13 protein-coding genes are annotated in these 17,758 nt (G+C 72.8%); 7 read left to right on the forward strand and 6 right to left on the reverse strand.

Going from position 1 to position 17,758, the window contains the following annotated elements:
- The first annotated feature begins 75 nt into the window (after positions 1-75).
- The 3 genes from E4N62_RS33715 (at position 76) to E4N62_RS33725 (ending at position 5,235) form a co-directional block, all read left to right on the forward strand.
- The gene (locus E4N62_RS33715; protein ID WP_230220556.1) at positions 76-2,247 is read left to right on the forward strand and encodes a DUF4157 domain-containing protein; all 2,172 of its coding nucleotides are present in this window, start codon (positions 76-78) and stop codon (positions 2,245-2,247) included.
- 34 nt (positions 2,248-2,281) lie between these two features.
- Positions 2,282-3,736 carry a hydrolase gene (locus tag E4N62_RS33720; protein ID WP_230220558.1) on the forward strand — a complete coding sequence of 485 codons (1,455 nt, stop codon included), beginning with the start codon at positions 2,282-2,284 and terminating at the stop codon, positions 3,734-3,736.
- Positions 3,737-3,831: 95 nt separating this feature from the next.
- Entirely contained in the window at positions 3,832-5,235 is a 1,404-nt protein-coding gene (locus tag E4N62_RS33725; protein WP_230220560.1) for an RICIN domain-containing protein, read from the forward strand.
- 96 nt (positions 5,236-5,331) lie between these two features.
- Here the strand turns inward: E4N62_RS33725 and E4N62_RS33730 are convergent, their stop codons facing one another.
- The 3 genes from E4N62_RS33730 to E4N62_RS33740 form a co-directional block, all read right to left on the reverse strand.
- On the reverse strand, positions 5,332-7,386 hold the full coding sequence (locus E4N62_RS33730) for an ATP-binding protein (protein WP_230220562.1): 2,055 nt from the start codon (positions 7,384-7,386) through the stop codon (positions 5,332-5,334).
- Complete coding sequence (locus E4N62_RS33735; protein WP_230220564.1) at positions 7,383-8,039, reverse strand: DUF4255 domain-containing protein; 657 nt, start codon at positions 8,037-8,039, stop codon at positions 7,383-7,385. Before E4N62_RS33735 ends, E4N62_RS33730 begins: the two co-directional genes overlap by 4 nt.
- 140 nt (positions 8,040-8,179) lie before the next feature.
- Positions 8,180-8,881, reverse strand: coding sequence for a LuxR C-terminal-related transcriptional regulator (locus E4N62_RS33740; RefSeq protein WP_374117119.1), 702 nt, complete (start codon positions 8,879-8,881; stop codon positions 8,180-8,182).
- 272 nt (positions 8,882-9,153) lie between these two features.
- Here E4N62_RS33740 and E4N62_RS33745 point away from each other — a divergent pair, with 272 nt between their 5' ends.
- The 3 genes from E4N62_RS33745 to E4N62_RS33755 all read left to right on the forward strand — a co-directional run bounded on the left by E4N62_RS33745 (position 9,154) and on the right by E4N62_RS33755 (position 13,305).
- Positions 9,154-12,486, forward strand: coding sequence for an AAA family ATPase (locus E4N62_RS33745; protein ID WP_230220566.1), 3,333 nt, complete (start codon positions 9,154-9,156; stop codon positions 12,484-12,486).
- Positions 12,405-12,671 carry a response regulator transcription factor gene (locus E4N62_RS33750; protein WP_230220568.1) on the forward strand — a complete coding sequence of 89 codons (267 nt, stop codon included), beginning with the start codon at positions 12,405-12,407 and terminating at the stop codon, positions 12,669-12,671. The genes E4N62_RS33745 and E4N62_RS33750 overlap by 82 nt, the downstream gene beginning before the upstream one ends.
- Positions 12,672-12,867: 196 nt before the next feature.
- Positions 12,868-13,305, forward strand: coding sequence for a DoxX family protein (locus E4N62_RS33755; RefSeq protein ID WP_230220570.1), 438 nt, complete (start codon positions 12,868-12,870; stop codon positions 13,303-13,305).
- A gap of 319 nt (positions 13,306-13,624) precedes the next feature.
- Here the strand turns inward: E4N62_RS33755 and E4N62_RS33760 are convergent, their stop codons facing one another.
- Positions 13,625-14,176, reverse strand: coding sequence for a DEAD/DEAH box helicase family protein (locus E4N62_RS33760; RefSeq protein ID WP_230220572.1), 552 nt, complete (start codon positions 14,174-14,176; stop codon positions 13,625-13,627).
- A complete protein-coding gene (locus tag E4N62_RS49765) occupies positions 14,152-14,535 on the reverse strand; it encodes a transposase (RefSeq protein WP_374117120.1) in 384 nt (127 codons plus the stop codon). The genes E4N62_RS33760 and E4N62_RS49765 overlap by 25 nt, the downstream gene beginning before the upstream one ends.
- A gap of 133 nt (positions 14,536-14,668) precedes the next feature.
- Between E4N62_RS49765 and E4N62_RS33770 the strand changes: the two genes are divergently transcribed.
- Complete coding sequence (locus tag E4N62_RS33770) at positions 14,669-16,120, forward strand: ATP-binding protein (protein ID WP_230220954.1); 1,452 nt, start codon at positions 14,669-14,671, stop codon at positions 16,118-16,120.
- A 160-nt stretch (positions 16,121-16,280) separates the two neighbouring features.
- On the opposite strand, the gene E4N62_RS33775 is transcribed toward E4N62_RS33770, so the two are convergent.
- Complete coding sequence (locus tag E4N62_RS33775; protein ID WP_230220574.1) at positions 16,281-17,648, reverse strand: L-serine ammonia-lyase; 1,368 nt, start codon at positions 17,646-17,648, stop codon at positions 16,281-16,283.
- Positions 17,649-17,758 lie beyond the last annotated feature (110 nt).

Below are 17,758 nucleotides of genomic sequence, written 5' to 3' on the forward strand. Positions count from 1 at the left end.
CGCCGTGGCCGGTCCGGTGAGGCTGGTCGATCCGAGCAGGTGTCCGAGCAGGTGTCTTCGAGCCGAGGAGAACCGGTGCGAGCGCAGAACGGAGCGACCGAGAGGGAGCGGGGCGGGACGGGAGCCGCGCGCACGCCCGGACGTGTCACGCCGCAGGGGCCCGCCGCCGCGCTCCTGGCCCTGCAACGCACCGCGGGCAACGCGGCGGTGGCCCGCGCCGTCGAGGAGCAGCGCCACCGGCACGGCCCGGACTGCGGACACGCCCCGGACCGTGCACGCGGCGCGGACCGCGGACAGCACGCGCCGGTGCAGCGCTCCGCCGTGCATCAGGTCCTGCGTACCTCGGGTCAGCCGCTGGACCCCGCGCTGCGTACCGAGATGGAGGGCCGGTTCGACGGCGAGGACTTCGGCGGCGTCCGCGTCCACACCGACGCCGTGGCCCAGCGCTCCGCCGCGGAGATCGGGGCGCGGGCGTACACCTCCGGCTCCCATGTGGTGTGGGACGGCCGGGACAAGCACACCCTCGCCCATGAGCTGGACCACGTCCGCCAGCAGCGGCGCGGCGCGGTGCCCGGCACCGACGACGGTTCCGGCCTGCGCGTCTCCGACCCCTCCGACTGGGCCGAGAAGCAGGCGGAGGCCACCGCCCGGCGGGTGATGGACGGCCCCGCTCCCGTGCAACGCGCGACGGACGGGCCGGGGCTGGAGCGCGCGGCGGACGACCCTGGGAAGGCACCCGCGACGGACGGCTCCGGGACGGAACGCGCGACGGACGGCCCCGCGAAGGCGGTCGCGCCGGGTGCCCCCGCCGGGCACACGGTCCAGCGCAAGGGACACGAGACGCTGGAGAGCGCGGCGAACGCCCCGGCCAAGTCGCTGACCGGCCGCCTCGCGGGCTGGATCAAGGAGAAACCGGTCTCCGAGGCGGTGGCCCCGGTGAAGGAGGCCGTCCTGGCGTACGACAGGTCCACCGTCCGCGACCCGGAGAAATGCCTGAGCCGGCTGGCGGAGCTCCAGATGCTCGCCCTGCCCCTGCGCGAGGGGGCGCTCCCCGGCGACCTGCGCTACCTGGAGAACGTGCTCACCGCCGTCAGGGCCGAGATGCAGGTCGTGGGCGGGCAGGCCGAGCGCGACGGGAGCATGCCCGAGGCGGCGGCCGCGCCGTACAAGGCCATGACGGACCGGGGCACCATGTGGAAGGACCCGCAGTTCGCGCAGAGCACCGTGAACTTCGACATGTCCGGCTTCGGTTACGTCCGGGAGATGTCGGAGCTGAACCGGGCCGAGCTCACGAAGGAGATCGGCGGCGCGAGCGCCAGGGCCTGGGTCAAGGACGTCAGGGCCAAGCTGGAGAACGAGCTGAACAGCAGCGTGCTCGCCCACTACACCCAGCAGGAACGGGCCGACGCGATGCTCGCCTCGGAGAAGAAACTGAAGCCCAAGTCGGAGCTGGGAGACGCCGAGAACAACACCATGAACGTCGACGAACTGGTCCTCGGCAACGACGGCTTCGTCTTCTTCTACATCGAGCCCAGGGGCAAGACGGACCGCGCCCCCCGCTTCGGCGAGATCCGGCTGGAGCTCGGCATCGACCGGCTGGTGAGCGAGGGCTGGATCATGCTGAGCGACTTCGTCCAGCGTGACTACCCCAAACTCGTCGCCCCCGCGAACCGGCCGGACCTGCCGGAGCACAAGGCGAAATCGGGTCAGCGGGAACTCGCGCAGAAGCAGGCCGCGTACAAGCCGGTGCGCGAGTTCGAGCGGGGAGAGGTCGAGGGGGAGGCCCTGATGGGCATGGCCACCGCCTTCTCGCACATCCAGGACCCGGAGGAGCAGCAGGCGCACATGTTCGCGCGGCAGCTCGCGCTCACGGTGCCGGGGGACCAGATGGTCTACGGCCCGGAGAAGGAGCTCAAACGGCCCGAACTCCTCCACAAGAAACATCCTCGCCGGCTCGGACATCATCCCCGGCCTGGTCGAGCGCACGCTCGTGGAGATCATCCGGTTCGAGCAGGCCAACCCGCCGCTGGCCCAGCGGCTCAAGGCCATGGGCGGAGCCGAGCTGATGGACTTCCTGCTCCGGGACCTGCTGCGCCCGCAGGCGATGCTGCCCAACTCCGTGGACATCTCCAGCGCCACGGTCACGAAGGTCAAGGGCAGGAGCTGACCGCCGCCTCCCCCGTCGGCCGGGGTGACCGGCACCGAGGCTGCCCCTTGAGGCAGGGAAGGCTGCCCCGGCGTCTCTGACCCCGCCGCCGGGCACTGCCGTAGCGTCCCGGTGGTGAGCCTTTGGACTTCCCTCGAACCCGCCTCCGCGACCGTGGACCCGGGGAGCAGTACGACCGTACGACTGCGCCTGCGCAACACCGGTGACGTGGTCGACGAGTACCGCTTCGAGCCGGTCGGTGACATCGCGCCGTGGACGACCGTGGAGCCGCAGACGCTCCGGTTGTACCCGGGGACGACGGGATCGGTGGAGCTGACGTTCGCGCCGCCGCGCACCCCGGACGCGACGGCCGGACCGAACGCGTACGCGGTGCGCATCCTGCCGACCGAGCATCCCGAGGCGACGACCGTCCCCGAGGGGAACCTGACGATCACGCCGTTCACGGAGGTGCGGGCGGAGCTCGTGCCGCCGACGGTCAAGGGGCGGCTGCGGGGGCGGCCGAAGCTCGCCGTGGACAACCTGGGCAACACGAAGGTCACCGCGTCGGTCAGCGGCAGCGACAACGGCGACCAGTTGTCGTACGACATCCACCCGAGCAATGTGCAGATCGAGCCCGGCCGTGCCGCGTTCGTGAAGGCCACGCTGAAGCCCCGGCAGATCATCTGGTTCGGGTCGAAGGAGGAGCGGCCGTACACCTTCGCGGTGAAGCGGTCGGGGGTGACCCCGCTCGACGTCGAGGGCACCTATGTGCAGCGGAGTTTCCTGCCCGGCTGGCTCGCCACCTGTCTCGGCATCTTCCTGGCGCTCGCCATCACGTTCCTGACGCTCTGGCTGGCCTACCAGCCCAGGGTCGTCAGCGCCACCACGGAGCTGCGGGAGGCCGGCGTCAGCACGCTGGCGCCCTCGCCCACGCCGTCCCTGTCCGCTCCCGCAGAGCCGACGCCCTCCCCTCCGCCGGTCTCGTCGGCGCCCCCGCAGACGGAGGAGCCGAAGAACGAAAGCGGCGGCGGGGGCGGTGCCGGCGACGGTGGCGGCGGATCGGGCGGTGGGTCCGAGGAGAAACCGAAGAAGGCGCCGACGGCCGCGACCGCCGTACGGCAGCTGGCCGCCTCCGACCCCGGTGGCCGGCACGTCTGCTACCGCGCCTTCGTCAAGGGCAAGGGCTGGACGGCCCCGGAGTGCGACGGCGACACGGCCGGCACGGTGGGCCAGAGCCGGCCGCTGACGGCCCTCAACATCGCGGTGTCCGGCGTCGGCGGCACCGCCAGCGCCGCCTTCGTCCACAACCCCGGCTCGACGAACGGTCAGGGCCATTACGTGGAACCCTGGTCGGGCGCGCCCGACGGCCTGGACAACTACATCGGCGACTCCAAGCCGGACGCCCCCAACATGCTGGGCTTCACCATCAACGTCGACGAGGGCCGCCGGGGCGTCTGCCAGTCGGTGCACCAGAAGGACCGGGGCTGGCAGAACCTGGCCTGCGACAAGCCCGGCGAGGGGGAGAACTACATCTTCGGCGGCACCCTCGACAACGGCATCTGGCTGGAAGCCGTCAAGTTCACCGTGTGACAAGGCTGTCGGGGCGGAGCCGGGTGGCCTTCGGGGCAGCCCGGCCTGCCCCGGCGACTCCTGACCGTACGCGGGCGACCGCGTAGCGTCCCTCTGTGAGCCTTTGGACTTCGCTCGAACCCGCCTCCGCGACCGTGGACCCGGGGAGCAGTACGACCGTACGGCTGCGGCTGCGCAACACCGGTGACGTGGTCGACGAGTACCGGTTCGAGCCGGTCGGCGACGTGGCGCCGTGGACGACCGTGGAGCCGGGGACCCTGCGGCTCTACCCGGGGACCACGGGCACGGTCGAGCTGACGTTCGCTCCGCCGCGCACCCCCGACGCGACGGCCGGGCCCCACCCGTACGCGGTGCGGATCACGCCCACGCAGCACCCGGAGGCCACGACGGTCCCCGAGGGAAACCTGACGATCACGCCCTTCACCGAGGTGAGGGCGGAACTCGTCCCGCCCACCGTGAAGGGACGCCTGCGGGGCCGTCCGCAGCTCGCCATCGACAACCTCGGCAACACCAGGGTCACCGCCGCCGTCAGCGGCAGCGACAACGGCGATCAGCTGTCGTACGACATCCACCCGAGCAATGTGCAGATCGAGCCCGGCCGTGCCGCGTTCGTGAAGGCCACGCTGAAGCCCCGGCAGATCATCTGGTTCGGGTCCAAGGAGGAGAGACCGTACGCGCTCGCCGTCCAACGGGCGGGCGTGGCACCGCAGTCCGTCGACGGCACCTATGTCCAGCGGGGGTTCCTGCCGGGCTGGCTCGCCACCTGCCTCGGGGTGGCCGTGGCGCTGGCGATCACCTTCGTGACCCTGTGGTTCGCCTACCAGCCGAAGGTCGTCAGCGCCGCGAGCGACCTCCAGCAGGCCGGTACGACCACTCTGCCGAGCGCCAGCCCGTCCGCGATGGCCCCGGCGCCCACCGTCTCCGCGGCGCCGCTGCCCTCGGAGACGCCCGAGGCTCCCCAGCAGGAGGAGGAGCCCGAGCAGGCGGATCCGGGTTCCGACACCGACTCCGGTTCGGGCGGGGGCTCCGGCTCCGGATCCGGCGGCTCGGGATCCGGGTCGCAGAAGGAACCGGAGACGAAGGAGACGAAGAAGCCGTCCACCGTGAAGGGCTTCGCGATCATCGGCCAGGGCTCGGACCGCTGTGTCGACGTCACGGACGCGCAGAACGGCAAGGGAAAGGACGGCACCCCGCTCCAGATCTGGGACTGCGCCGGCTCGGCCAACCAGAAGTGGGACTTCCGGGGCGACGGCACCGTCCGCTCCCTCGGCCTGTGCATGGACGTCGCCTGGGGCTCCCGGGACGACGGCGCGGTCATCCAGCTGGCCAGGTGCAGCGGCAACCCCGCCCAGCAGTTCGTGCTCAGCACCCAGGGCGACCTGGTCAACCCGCAGGCCGACAAGTGCGTCGACGTGAAGGACAACGCCACCCGCAACGGCGGCGACCTCCAGCTGTGGACGTGCTCGGGCACACCGAACCAGAAGTGGCGTGTGACGTAGTCACGGGTCGAAGCGGCGGGGCCGCCACCGGCGGGCGGCCCTTGCCGTCCCGGTGGGGCGCCCCGCCTTCGGCCCGCCCCACCGGCCGCCGCCCCGCTACCAGTTGCCCTCGCCCGGCACCAGCCGTCCGGCCTTGCGGTACTCGCGCTCCGCGCCCTCCCGCAGGTCGGCGGAGGTGACGGGCCCGCCGCGTCCGGCGGCGGCGTAGGCGGCGGTGACCACCGCGCTGCGGATGGACCCGCCGGCCAGCTCGAAGTCGCGGGCGACCGCCGCCGGATCCGTGTCGTCGGCGCGGGGCACGGCCGCCAGGCTGTGCCGCCACAGGGCCAGCCGCTGGGCGGTGTCGGGGAACGGGAAGTCGACCACCAGATCCAGCCGCCGGGTGAACGCCTCGTCGATGTTGGCCCGCAGATTCGTGGTCAGCAGGGCGATCCCGTCGAAGGACTCCAGCCGCTGGAGCAGATAGGCGCTCTCCATGTTGGCGTACTTGTCGTGGGAGTCCTTGACCTCCGAGCGCTTGCCGAACACGGCGTCCGCCTCGTCGAAGAGCAGCACGGCGTCGGTGCGGTCGGCCTCGGTGAAGATCCGTTCCAGGTTCTTCTCGGTCTCGCCGACGTACTTGTCGACCACCGAGGAGAGCTGCACGACATAGAGGTCCAGGCCGAGTTCGGCCGCCACGACCTCAGCCGACAGTGTCTTCCCGGTGCCCGAATCGCCCGCGAACAGCCCGAGCACCCCCCGTCCCCGGCCGCCCCCGGCGCTCAGCCGCCAGTCGCCGAGCACCCGGTCGCGATGCCGGGCGCGCAGAGCGAGTTCCCGCAGCTGGGCGAGGGGCTTGTCGGGCAGCACCAGGTCGTCCCAGCCGACGTCGGGCCGGATCCGGCGGGCGTGCCGCTCCAGACCGGAGGCGGACTGCAGACGGGCCGCGAGCCGCAGATGGGCCGCGGTCACCTCGCTGCCGTCGAACGCCGCGAGGTCCACGGCCGCGCGGGCCGCCCGCTCGATCCGGTCACCGCCGAGCCGGTACGGGGCGACCGTGGCGGCCAGGTCGAACCCCGGCCCGTCCGCCCCGGCGCCGAGCGCCGCCGCCCAGGCGTCCACCGCGCCCGCGGGCGGCCGGGGCACATCCAGGACCAGCGGATCACGGTCGCACCACTGCGGGTCGTACGGCTGCGGCCCCGCGAACAGCACGGTCACATCGGCCGCCGTGAGCGCCCGGAACAACGGCCCCGGCTTCTCCGGCAACGGCGACACCACGACCGCGCACCCGCGCAGCCGGGCCTCGCGCAGCAGGCGGGGCAGGAGCGCGGAGAGCTCGTCCTCGGCCGCCGGGGGTGTGAAGTGCAGCGCCCGCGTGCCGGCCGCTTGCAGGGCGGCTCCGGCGCGCAGCAGACCGTCGCCCTCGCGGCGCTCCCGCAGGTGCACGGTGAGCGGAGCGGCGGCGAGCCGGGCGGCCAGCCGGGCCGTGAACCCGCCGTCCTCCGCGGACGAGGGCGCGGCCACCGCCGACGGCGACGCGAGCGGACGGACATGGCCGACGAGCGACGCGTCCAGCGTGTCGTCGCCGAGCAGATGCGCGACCAGCCGGTCCGGCACCCGCAAGCCCCGCCCGAGGAAGGGGCGTTCGGGGTCCTCGACGGTCAGCAGCCCGAGCGCGCTCAGCGGCGCCGAGGGACTGAATCTGGCCCGCGCCCGCGCGAGGTGCACGGGCAGTCCGCACAGATCGAGCGCGAGCCCGACCGTGGCCCGGCGTCTGCTCACGTCGTCGTTCAGGTACCCGTACAACTGCTCGTAGGAGCGGTCCAGATCGGGCGCCAGGGCGATGAGCAGGATCCGCGTGTCCAGCTCGGTCAGCCCCAGCCGCCCCGCGAGCCGCTCCAGCGGACCGTCGGCGGGGGGTTCCCGGCCAGGTTCCGGATCCGGCCCTTCTTCCGGTTCCGGTCGCGCGTCGGCGAACACGGACGCGTCCGGCCGCGCGGACGGCTCCAGCAGATGCCGTACGCCCTCCTCGGACAGGTACAGCCCACGCAGCGGATCGCTCGCCGTCGGATCACCGGCACCGCGCTCGGCCACCAACTCGGCCACGCGCTCGCGCAGTCGGGCGAGCCGGAACAGGAGGGCATCGGTGTCCCGGGCGACGCGCACGGTCACCGCCGCCGCTCCCCGGTGATCGGCGCGGACGCCAACTGCCCCGGCCGGTGCGCGCGTTCCTCCGAGTCCTCCGGGCCGCCGTCGATGCCGCGCACCCGGATCGCCGCGCCCTCGGTGACCGGGGGACCGGCGTCGTACTCGGGGAACGCCGGGAACGGCGCGGTCACCACGAGGTCGAGGGACGGCTTCAGCTCGCCGCCCAGCGCGGACCAGATCTCGGCGAGGGACCGGGACTCGGTGTGCAGCCCGGCCACCGAGATCGGCAGGGTCAGGCCCAGCGCGCCGAGCGCGCCCGGGAGTTCGTCCGCGGGCAGCAGCTCCCGGCACAGCAGGTTGGCCAGCACCGCGGAGAGCAGCCGGTGCTCGTCCTGGGGCTGCTTCGTCCAGGCCGTCACCAGGTACGACAGCCGAAACCAGCGGGGCGGCCGACGGCGGCGCACGACGATGTCGCGCTCGTCGCGGACCGGCATGTGACCGCGCTGGCGGCGCGAGACGTCCTCACGGATGTCGTACAGATAGGTGTTGACGGCGGGCGCGTTGCGCCGGGCCGCCCAGTCGCGGGTCGGGGCCTCGAAGGAGACGTCGATGCCGGAGCCGGCCAGGGCACCACCGCCGATCAGTCCCTTGAGGACCTCGTCCACCTCGTGGATCACGGTCGTGCTCCTGTGCTCCTGCTGTGTCGGATGCCTGTCCGTCGATCCTCCCCGGCGCGGGGGCATCTCCGTAGACGCGCCGGGGACAACCGGCGGGCAGAGTGCGGTGCCCAACTGGCCGGGTTCGGTTGCCCGTTCGATCAGATGTAGCCTTCACGGAGGGCATAGGCCACCGCGTGCGCCCGGTTGCGCAAGTGCAGCCGGGTGGTGAGCCCGTGCATCACGTTCTTGACGGTGCGTTCGGAGTAGGAGAGCTTGCTCGCGATCTCGCCGGTGTCCATCCCCTCGGCCACCAGCCGTAGGACGTCGATCTCCCTCGGTACCAGGCCCGACAGGGGCGCCCCGGTGCGCCCGGCCACCGAACGCTGCAACGTCCCCACCTGGTTGATCAGCCGGCCGAGCAGATCGGCGGGCAGATCGCCGTCCCCGCGCGAGGCCGCGAGCACCGCCTGCGCCAGCCGGTGCGAGGTCGCCTCCTGCCGCCACACGATGGCCCCGACCCCGCACTCGATGACATCGAGCAGCTCCGTCTCGCGGATCGTGCTCACCACCAGCACGGCCCGTGCCCCCTCGCTGCGCACCAGCCGGCGCAGCGTGGACAGCAGCGGCTCGTCCGGGGTGTCCCCGACGAGCACGGCCACGGTGCCCGGCCGTACCTCGGTGTCGTCCACGAGGTCGATCACCGGGTGCCCCCGCAGCTGGCTGAGCACGCCGGCGCGGGAGAGCGGGTCGAGGGTGTGGACCACGACCGGGATGCGGCGCCGGGTCTCCTGGGACTCCGACGTGACGGTGGCCGCGGCCAGGGCCGTCGCCGGGTCCGTGGTCCGGAATGTGCTGCGCAACCGTTTCTCCCGTATGCACGAAATCGCCGCTCCCGTGAGGGGAGTGGCCGATGGGCTCGATTCACACTTCTGTGTGTCGTGTGCGCTGCGCAATCGTGGAGGACCACGAGATGCACCACGAGATCACCGCGGGAGGGACCACGGGACCACCGCGGGAGGGGCCGCGGGACCGGCCACGGCGTTTTCACGCCGACCGTCCGCGAACGGTGCACCCCGACGGGCCCTGCCCCGTCTACGGAAGCGGAAAACCACCTTCCACGAAGGAGACAGCGATGTGCCCGCCGGAACCGCTTCTCGAACGCCGTGAGGCCATGGAGCTGCTGACCGCGGAGGCAACCCGTGCCCGAAACGGCTCGGGTCGCCTGGTGCTGCTCCGGGGTGCCACCGGCACCGGCCGCACCGCGCTCCTGGAGTCCGCGGCCGAGCACGCGGCGGCGAACGGCATGCGGGTCCTGCGGGCCCGCTGCTCGCCCGAGCACACCTCCGTACCGTTCGACACCGTCTTCCAACTCCTCTCCCACGGGCCGGAGTTCGACCAGGCCGCGGGCGAGGCGCCGGACCCGCCGGGTACCCCGCCGCACCGGGGCAGGCCCGCCCGGCTGTGGCGCCTGCTGCGGTCCTACGCGGCCGAGTCCCCCCTCCTCGTCGCCGTGGACGACGTCCACTTCGCCGACCCCGCCTCCCGCCGCTGGCTCGTCGAGGCCGTCCGCCGCATCGACCGGCTGCCGGTCCTCCTGGTGGCCACCGAGCGCGGCCAGTACGACATCGACCCCCCGGCGGACGGTCTCGCGCACGCCCTCTCGCCCGCCCTCGTGCACACCCACACCCTTGCCCCGCTGAGCCCCGACGCCGCGGCGCGACTGGTCCGCAGCGTCCACGCCGGTGCCCCGCCGGAACGGGTCGACGCCTGCTTACGCGCGGGCGCGGGCAACCCGCTGTGGCTGCGCGCCCTGCTGTCCGACCTCCGCGACACCGACCCCGGGGCCTTCGAGGCTGCCCTTCCGGACACCTGCGCGGCGCTCTACCCGGGCAACTACGCCGCCGCGGTGTCCTGGTGGCTGGACAGCGCCGGGCCCGCGACCGTCGAGGTCGCCCGCGCACTCGCCGCGCTGGACGACACGCACGCCCGCGCACCGGGTGACGCTCGCACCTGCGCACCGGATGACGAGAACGCCCCCTCGCCCGCCGGCGAGGGCACCCCCGTGCCGATCGACGCCGACCTGCTCGCCCGCACGGCCGGCGTCGACCCCGCCCGCGTCCCCGGCTGGCTCACCGCCATGACCGGCCTCGGCCTGCTGAGCCCCGACACCGAGGGCCGGCCGCGCTACGCCCACCCGCTGCTGCGGGACGCCGTGCTCGGCGGCTGGGCCGGCGCCGACCGGCAGGCCGCCCACCGCCGGGCCGCCGAGGCGCTGCTGCACCGCGGTGACAGCGCCGCGGCCGTCGCCGGCCAACTGCTGCGCTGCGGCCCCGTGGGCGAGACCTGGGCGGCTGTCGCCCTGCTCGACGCCGCCGACCTCGCCGTCCGCGACGACCGCAGCGACGACGCCGTCGCCCTCCTGCGCCGCGCCCTCGACGAACCGATGCCGCCCGCCCGCCGCACCGTGGTCCTCACCGAACTGGGCTCCCTGGAGTACGCCACCGTACGGTCCGGCGCGGGCATTCCCCGGCTCGTCGAGGCGATGCGCCAGCCGGGCCCGCCCCACGAGCGCGTCCGGGCGGCCGTCGCGCTCGGCACCGCCCTGGCCCGACGCGGCGAGGCCCGCGCCGCCGTCGACGTGCTGCGCGGGCTGCACGACGAGCACCTGACGGACCATCCGGACCTGATCCGCACGGTCCAGACCGCCTCGGCGCTGCTCTCCGACCACGACCAGGGCGTACGGCAGGAGGTCTACCGCCGGCTGCGCGAGACCGCCGAGGCCTCCCCCCACCTGGTCGGCACCCCGGGGCAGGCGCTCCTGGTGCGCTACGAGGCCACCGCCGGCCTGACCTCGGCGGCCGCCGCGATGGACCGCGTCCGGGCCCTGCTCGCCCAGCCGGTCGACCCCACGGACGAGGTCTTCCTGCTGGGCACGGCCGCCGCGGTCGCCCAGTGGGCCGACCAGCTCGACGAGGCCGAACGGCTGGTCCGGCGGGGCCTCGGCGGCCGGCGGACCTCCCTGCTGCACCCCATGCACCTGGCCCTGCGCAACGTCCGCGTCGACATCACCGCCGCGCGCGGCGCCCACGCGGAGGTCCTCGCAGACCCCGAGGTCAGGCGCGCGGTCGCGGGCCGCTCCGAGTCCGCCAACGCGCTGGCCCACGCGGTCATCGCCCTCGTGGAGACCGACCGCACGGACGAGGCCGCGCGCCTGGCCGACGCCTTCGACCTCCAGAACGCCCACGACACCTGGGAGTTGAACCGCTTCCTCTACGCCCGTGGACTCCTTCGCGCCGCCACCGGCGACCCGGCGGCCGCCCTGGACGACTTCCTGGAGTGCGGCCGCCGCCAGGCGGCACGGGACGTGGCGAGCCCGGTCGTCACCCCCTGGCGCACCGCCGCCGCCGAGTGCCACCTCGCCCTCGGCCGCCCCCACGAGGCCCTGGCCCTGGCCGAAGAGGAACTCTCCCTGGCCACCGTCTGGAACACGCCCCGAGTGGTCGGCCGCGCCCTCACCACGCTCGCCACGGCCACCCGGGGCCACCGGGGCCTCCACCTGGCCGACCGGGCGGTGCACCTCCTCCGCCACGGCACGGAGGGCCCCGGGGAGCCCGGGGCCACGGCCGCGCCGCCGGAGACCGCCGCCGCCCACCACGGGCCGGCGCTGTGGGGTGCCGACGCGTCGGGTGGCGGCCCGCTGCGGTGGGGTGCCGAGGCCTCGCGCGCAGGCGCGACCTCGTGGAGCGTCACAGCGGCGGGCGGCCCGCCCGCGAGGGTGACGGCGACGCGCGGCTGGGCACTGGGCGGGGGCCCGCTGCGAGCAGTGTCCGACCGCCCGACGGACGGGACGTCCACGTTGTCGTCGATCACCGGCTGGGCAACGCCCGAGACACCGGGCGGCGGCCGACCGGCAGCGGAGGCGCCGGGTGGCGGACCGGCGACGGACCCATCCGGCTTCGGACGGGCCGTCACCGCGGGTGGGCGGTGGACCGCGGCGCGGGCGGACGCGGCACGCACCCCTGACCCGCGAACGAGGAAGCCCGTCGCCCCGCACGTGGAACGGCCCCCCTCGCCGACCACGGCCGAGGCGGTGCCGCCGGTCGGAGACCGGCACGGCGCGGCGTACGGTCGCGGGGCGGTGTCGCCGGACGGAAACGGTTCCGCGCCGTGGGCCCGTGGCCGGGCCACGGCGGACGGCGGTGGATCGGTGGCCGCGGGCGGCCTGCGAGGGACGCCGCCGGACTCGTTCGCGCCCGTCGACGTGGAGTTGATACCGGCGCTCGTGGCGCAGGGGCGAGGGCTCGTCGCCGTCGGGGAGCGGGGCGGGCCCGGGACGCGTTCCGGGAGGCGGCCGAACGCGCCGAGCGCCTCGGCGCCCACCGCATGCGCGCCCTCGCGGAGTCGGCGCTGCGCGAGGGCGGTGCCCGCCGCACGGCGACGCCGCTCACCGGCCCCTCTGCCCTGACCGCCGGCGAGCGCCGTATCGCCGAACTCGCCGCCCAGAACCGCACGAACACCGAGATAGGGCAGCTCCTCCACCTGGCCCGCCGCACCGTCGAGACCCATCTGACCAGCACCTACCGCAAGCTGGGCATCCGCCGCAGATCGGAACTCGGCGCGGCCCTCACCGACACCGGGGAGGCCCCCTGATACGCCCCGGAACATTCGCCCCGTCCCGCCGTCCGAAGGCCGCGCCGCGCCCGCACCGCGCCCGCGCCGTGCCCGCACCGAAGTCGGCGCCGATGTCCGTCGAAAGTCCGCGCCCGATTCCGTGAACCGGACGGCGGGCGGATGCGTAGGAAAACCGGGAGCACCCACGCGTAGCCGACACATCCAAGGAGTACCCATGAGCAGCCCGCCCCGCCTGAACGACTGGCTGACGGAACGTCAGCCCCTCGTCCTGGGCCTGTTCCGCATCGTCCTGGGCCTGCTGTTCACCAGCGAGGGCGCGGCCACGGTCTTCGGCATCCTGGACCGCAAGGCGAGCCCGGTCGGCGACTGGCCCTTCTGGTACGCCGGAGTCATCGAACTGACCTGCGGCGTCCTGATCCTCCTCGGCGTGGCGACGCGCGGCGCCGCGTTCCTCAGCTCGGGCATCATGGCCTTCGCCTACTTCACGGAACACCAGAAGGACGGCCTCTTCCCCCTCCAGAACGGCGGCCTCGCCCCCGTCCTCTTCTGTTGGGGCTTCCTCCTGCTGGTCTTCGCCGGCCCGGGCGCCCTGGCCCTCTCGGGCCTCACCGGCCGCGAGGCCCGCACCAGCCCCGTACGTGGAACCACGTAACCCGCTACGGAGCTTCACCACGCGGACGCGGCAGGAACGATCGGCGCGGACGGCCGCGGCCAGGGTGCGGTGCACCGCCGCAGCCGTCGCCCCGAGGAGGCACCCGATGGGCGCTCGTTCGTTCATGCTCGCGACCCGGATACCGATGTCGCGGGACGGCTTCGACGCATGGCTGCGCACGCCCCTGCCGGACCTCGGCATCATCGAGAACCCGGCGGCGATGTACACGGGCTGGGCCCTCGACGGCACGGAGCCGGACTGGGAGCTGAACGCGCGCGCGGACTCTCCGCAGGCAGTGACGGGCATCCGCGCCGAACGGTCAGGGACCCCGGTTGTTGCGGTCCACCAGGAAGAGGACCCGCTCGGCCTGCGCGTACTTGAGCATCCGGTACGAGAACGTGACCGCCGTGTATGTCTTGCCCGCGCCGGTCGCCATCTGGACCAGGGAGCGGGACTGGCCCGTGCCCTGCTGGCCCTTGCCCAGGGCGACGGACTTCTCCACGCCGAGCACCGGCTTGATCTGCGCGGGGCGCAGCGGGCGTTCGTCCAGCTCGGGCATGCGCAGGCGCAGTCGGGCCCGGTAGGAGGGCGCCTGGGGGGCCTGATCGGCCTGGCGGATCCAGCGCGCCAGGGTGCGGGGCTGGTGGAAGGAGAAGATCCGCCTGCTGCGCGAGTCGGGGTCGAGTGTGTTGCGGAACCGCGTCTCGCCGCCGTCCGAGACATAGCGGAAGGGCAGAGGGGTGCGCCAGGCGATCAGGCGCAGCTGTGCCTCGGTGGGGTGGTCGGCGCAGCGGTCGGCCTGCGCCTCGGCGGTGGTCAGGTCGGCGCCCTCCCGCTTGGCCTCGATCACGCCGACGAGCTTGCGTTCCACGTACAGGGCGTAGTCGGCGCGGCCGGTGGCCGTGGTCGTCTCGCGGACGGCGTCCCTTGGCGTGATGTAGCGGTCAGGTCCTCCTTCGCGTCGAGAAGCATCTCTTTGACCTTGGGGAACTGCTCGCCGAGCATGTCCGCGACGGTGTCAAGGTGGACCCGGACCGCTTCGGCGGTGGGCTGGGCGAAGAGCGTGCGGATCGTCGTGGCGACCATCTCCGCAGCTCCCTTCGGGATCACCGAGAAGACGTTGCGGACGAAGTGAAGCCATAGAGAAACATGGCGTCGCTTCCGTCTGCTGGCGTCCGTTGAAACGAGCCGGAATCCCTCAATGCGCACATCGCCCGGAAGCAGTGGCACGAGTGTTCGTCTCGCGAGGTCCGTTCGTCTCGCGAGGTCCGGAGGCGGTGCGGCGGATCGAGGTGACGTATAGGTCTAGCTATAATAACTGCACCCATACGTAGGAGCTGGTGCTGTGGACAAGCCCGCCGAGATGTTCGACCGTGTCTTCGAATGGGTCGAGCTGACTCGGTTCGCCACCCTGCCGGGCCCGAGGGCCACGCTGGGCGTGGTCTCCGGTCGCCGCCGACAGGGCAAGACCTTCCTGCTCGACGCCGTCGCTCGTGCCAGTGGCGGCTTCATGTTCACCGCCACCGAGACCACCGAGGCCGACGCCCTGCGTCAGTTCGGTGAGGCACTGGCCCGTTATCGCGGGCAGTCCACTCCGTTCCGCTTCGCGCACTGGGACGAGGCGGTCGCGGAACTCATGCGCATCGCCGACGCGGGCGGCCCCACCGTGGCGGTCATCGACGAGTTCCCCTTCCTCGCCAAGGCGTCTCCCTCCCTGCCTTCGATCATCCAGCGTGCTCTGGACCCTGCTGCCCAGCACACCAACACTCCCGTGCGCCTGCTGCTGTGCGGCTCCGCACTGTCGTTCATGGGCCGGTTGCTGTCCGGTAACGCTCCGCTGCGTGGCCGAGCCGGCCTCGAACTCGTGGTCCCGACCCTGGACTTCCGGCTCGCGGCCGAATTCTGGCAGATCGACGACCCGCGCACCGCGCTGCTGACCAATGCCATCGTCGGCGGCACGCCCGCCTACCGCCGTGAGTTCACCCAGGGCGACACCCCGGCCGGGCCGGACGACTTCGACGACTGGGTCGTCCGAGCCGTCCTCAACCCGGCGCGTCCGCTTTTCCGAGAAGCCCGCTACCTTCTCGCCGAGGAGCCTGAGCTTCACGACACCGCGTTGTACCACTCGGTACTGGCAGCCATCGCCGCCGGTAACGCCGCTCGTGGCGGCATCGCCGACTACCTGGGACGCAAGTCCACCGACCTCGCTCACCCGTTGAGCGTTCTGCAGGACGTCGGCATGATCACCCACGAAGCCGATGCCTTTCGCCGTAACCGCTCCGCCTACCGCATCGCCGAACCGCTCGTCACCTTCTACCACGCGGTCATGCGCCCGGCCTGGGGCGATCTGGAACGCCCCGGGCGGGCGTCCGACGTATGGCGCCGGACCCGGTCCACCTTCCGCAGCAAAGTCGTCGGTCCGCACTTCGAGCAGGTCTGCCGGGAATGGGCCCGCTGGCATGCGGCACCCGAGACTCAGGGAGGACACGTCACACGCGTCGCCGGCGGAACTGTCAACGACCCGGCTGTCAGGACCAGTCACGAGGTCGACGTCGCAGTCCACGGCGAGAGCCAAGAGGGTCGACAGGTGCTGCTCGCCATCGGCGAAGCGAAGTGGAGTGAGGTGATGGGAGCCAGCCACCTGGAACGCCTCCGGCACATCCGTTCCCTCCTGATCAAGAACGGCACGGCTACCGAGGCAACGAGGCTCTACTGCTTCAGCGGCACGGGCTTCACCGATGAGCTGCATCACCTGGCAAAGAGCGACCCCACGATTCAACTGATCGACCTGCCCCGCCTCTACCACGGAGAGTGACTCCCGATCTGCAGCGCGGGGGACCGGCCGACCGCCCCGGCCGGCGGACCCGCATGAGGAGTCCGGGCTGTTCGGCGGTTGAACGGCCGCGTGTTGGGCGACGGGTTCCGGGCCGAGCCGCAACTGCAAAGATGCGAACGCGCTGGGCAGGGCCTTTTCCTCAGCACTCGATGATGTTCACCGCGAGCCCGCCCCGCGCCGTCTCCTTGTACTTCACGCTCATGTCGGCGCCGGTTTCCTTCATCGTCTTGATGACCTTGTCGAGGGACACCTTGTGGGTGCCGTCGCCCCGCATCGCCATACGCGCGGCGGTGACGGCCTTCACCGCCGCCATGCCGTTGCGTTCGATGCAGGGGATCTGGACGAGGCCGCCGACGGGGTCGCAGGTGAGGCCGAGGTTGTGCTCCATGCCGATCTCGGCGGCGTTCTCGACCTGTTCGGGGGAGCCGCCCAGCACCTCCGCCAGCGCGCCCGCCGCCATGGAGCAGGCGGAGCCGACCTCGCCCTGGCAGCCGACCTCGGCGCCGGAGATGGAGGCGTTCTCCTTGAAGAGCATGCCGATGGCGCCGGCCGCGAGCAGGAAGCGCACGACGCCGTCCTCGTCCGCGCCGGGCACGAAGTTGATGTAGTAGTGGAGGACGGCGGGGATGATGCCGGCCGCGCCGTTCGTCGGCGCGGTGACGACCCGGCCCCCGGCGGCGTTCTCCTCGTTCACGGCCATCGCGTAGAGCGTGATCCACTCCATGGCGTGGGCCAACGGGTCGCCCTCGGCGCGCAGTTGGCGGGCGGAGACGGCCGCACGGCGGCGGACCTTCAGACCGCCCGGGAGGATCCCCTCACGGGTCATGCCGCGGGAGACACAGGCCTGCATCACCCCCCAGATGTCCAAAAGCCCGGAGCGGATCTCCTCCTCCGTGCGCCAGGCCCGTTCGTTCTCCAGCATCAGCGCGGAGATGGACAGGCCCGTCTCCCGGGTCAGGCGCAGCAGTTCGTCGCCCGTGCGGAAGGGATACTTCAGGGCCGTGTCGTCGAGCTTGATCCGGTCCGCCCCGACCGCCTCCTCGTCGACGACGAAACCGCCGCCCACCGAGTAGTAGGTCTTGGACAGGAGTTCGGCGCCGTCGGTGCCGTGGGCCCAGATCGTCATGCCGTTGGCGTGGTAGGGCAGCGTCTCGCGCCGGTGCAGGACGAGGTCCTCGTCGAAGGCGAACGGGATCTCGTGGTCGCCGAGGAGACGGATGCGACCCGATGCCTTGATCGCCTCCACGCGGTCGTCGGCCGACTCGACGTCCACCGTGCGCGGTGAGGCGCCCTCCAGTCCCAGCAGCACGGCCTTGGGGGTGCCGTGGCCGTGACCGGTCGCGCCCAGCGAGCCGTACAGCTCGACGCGTACGGAGGCGACGCCCGCGAGCAGTTCCTCGTTGCGCAGCCGGCGGGCGAACATCCGGGCGGCCCGCATCGGGCCGACCGTGTGGGAGCTGGACGGGCCGATGCCGATCGAGAACAGGTCGAAGACCGAGATGGCCACGGTGACTCCTCAGAACGGGGGAGGGTTGTGCAGGGGGTGGGGCACCGCGCTCACTTCCCAGTGTGCGCGGTGCCCCGGAAAAGCGGGACTACGGGCCGGTGAAGCCCGGG

The organism is Streptomyces sp. MNU76, from assembly GCF_020982545.1.
Classification (GTDB): Bacteria; Actinomycetota; Actinomycetes; order Streptomycetales; family Streptomycetaceae; genus Streptomyces.

Coding starts and splice junctions, on each gene's coding strand:
- E4N62_RS33745 (WP_230220566.1), top strand. CDS start 9,154: ATGTGCCCGCCGGAACCGCTTCTCGAACGCCGTGAGGCCATGGAGCTG.
- E4N62_RS33755 (WP_230220570.1), top strand. CDS start 12,868: ATGAGCAGCCCGCCCCGCCTGAACGACTGGCTGACGGAACGTCAGCCC.
- E4N62_RS33750 (WP_230220568.1), top strand. CDS start 12,405: ATGCGCGCCCTCGCGGAGTCGGCGCTGCGCGAGGGCGGTGCCCGCCGC.
- E4N62_RS33770 (WP_230220954.1), top strand. CDS start 14,669: ATGTTCGACCGTGTCTTCGAATGGGTCGAGCTGACTCGGTTCGCCACC.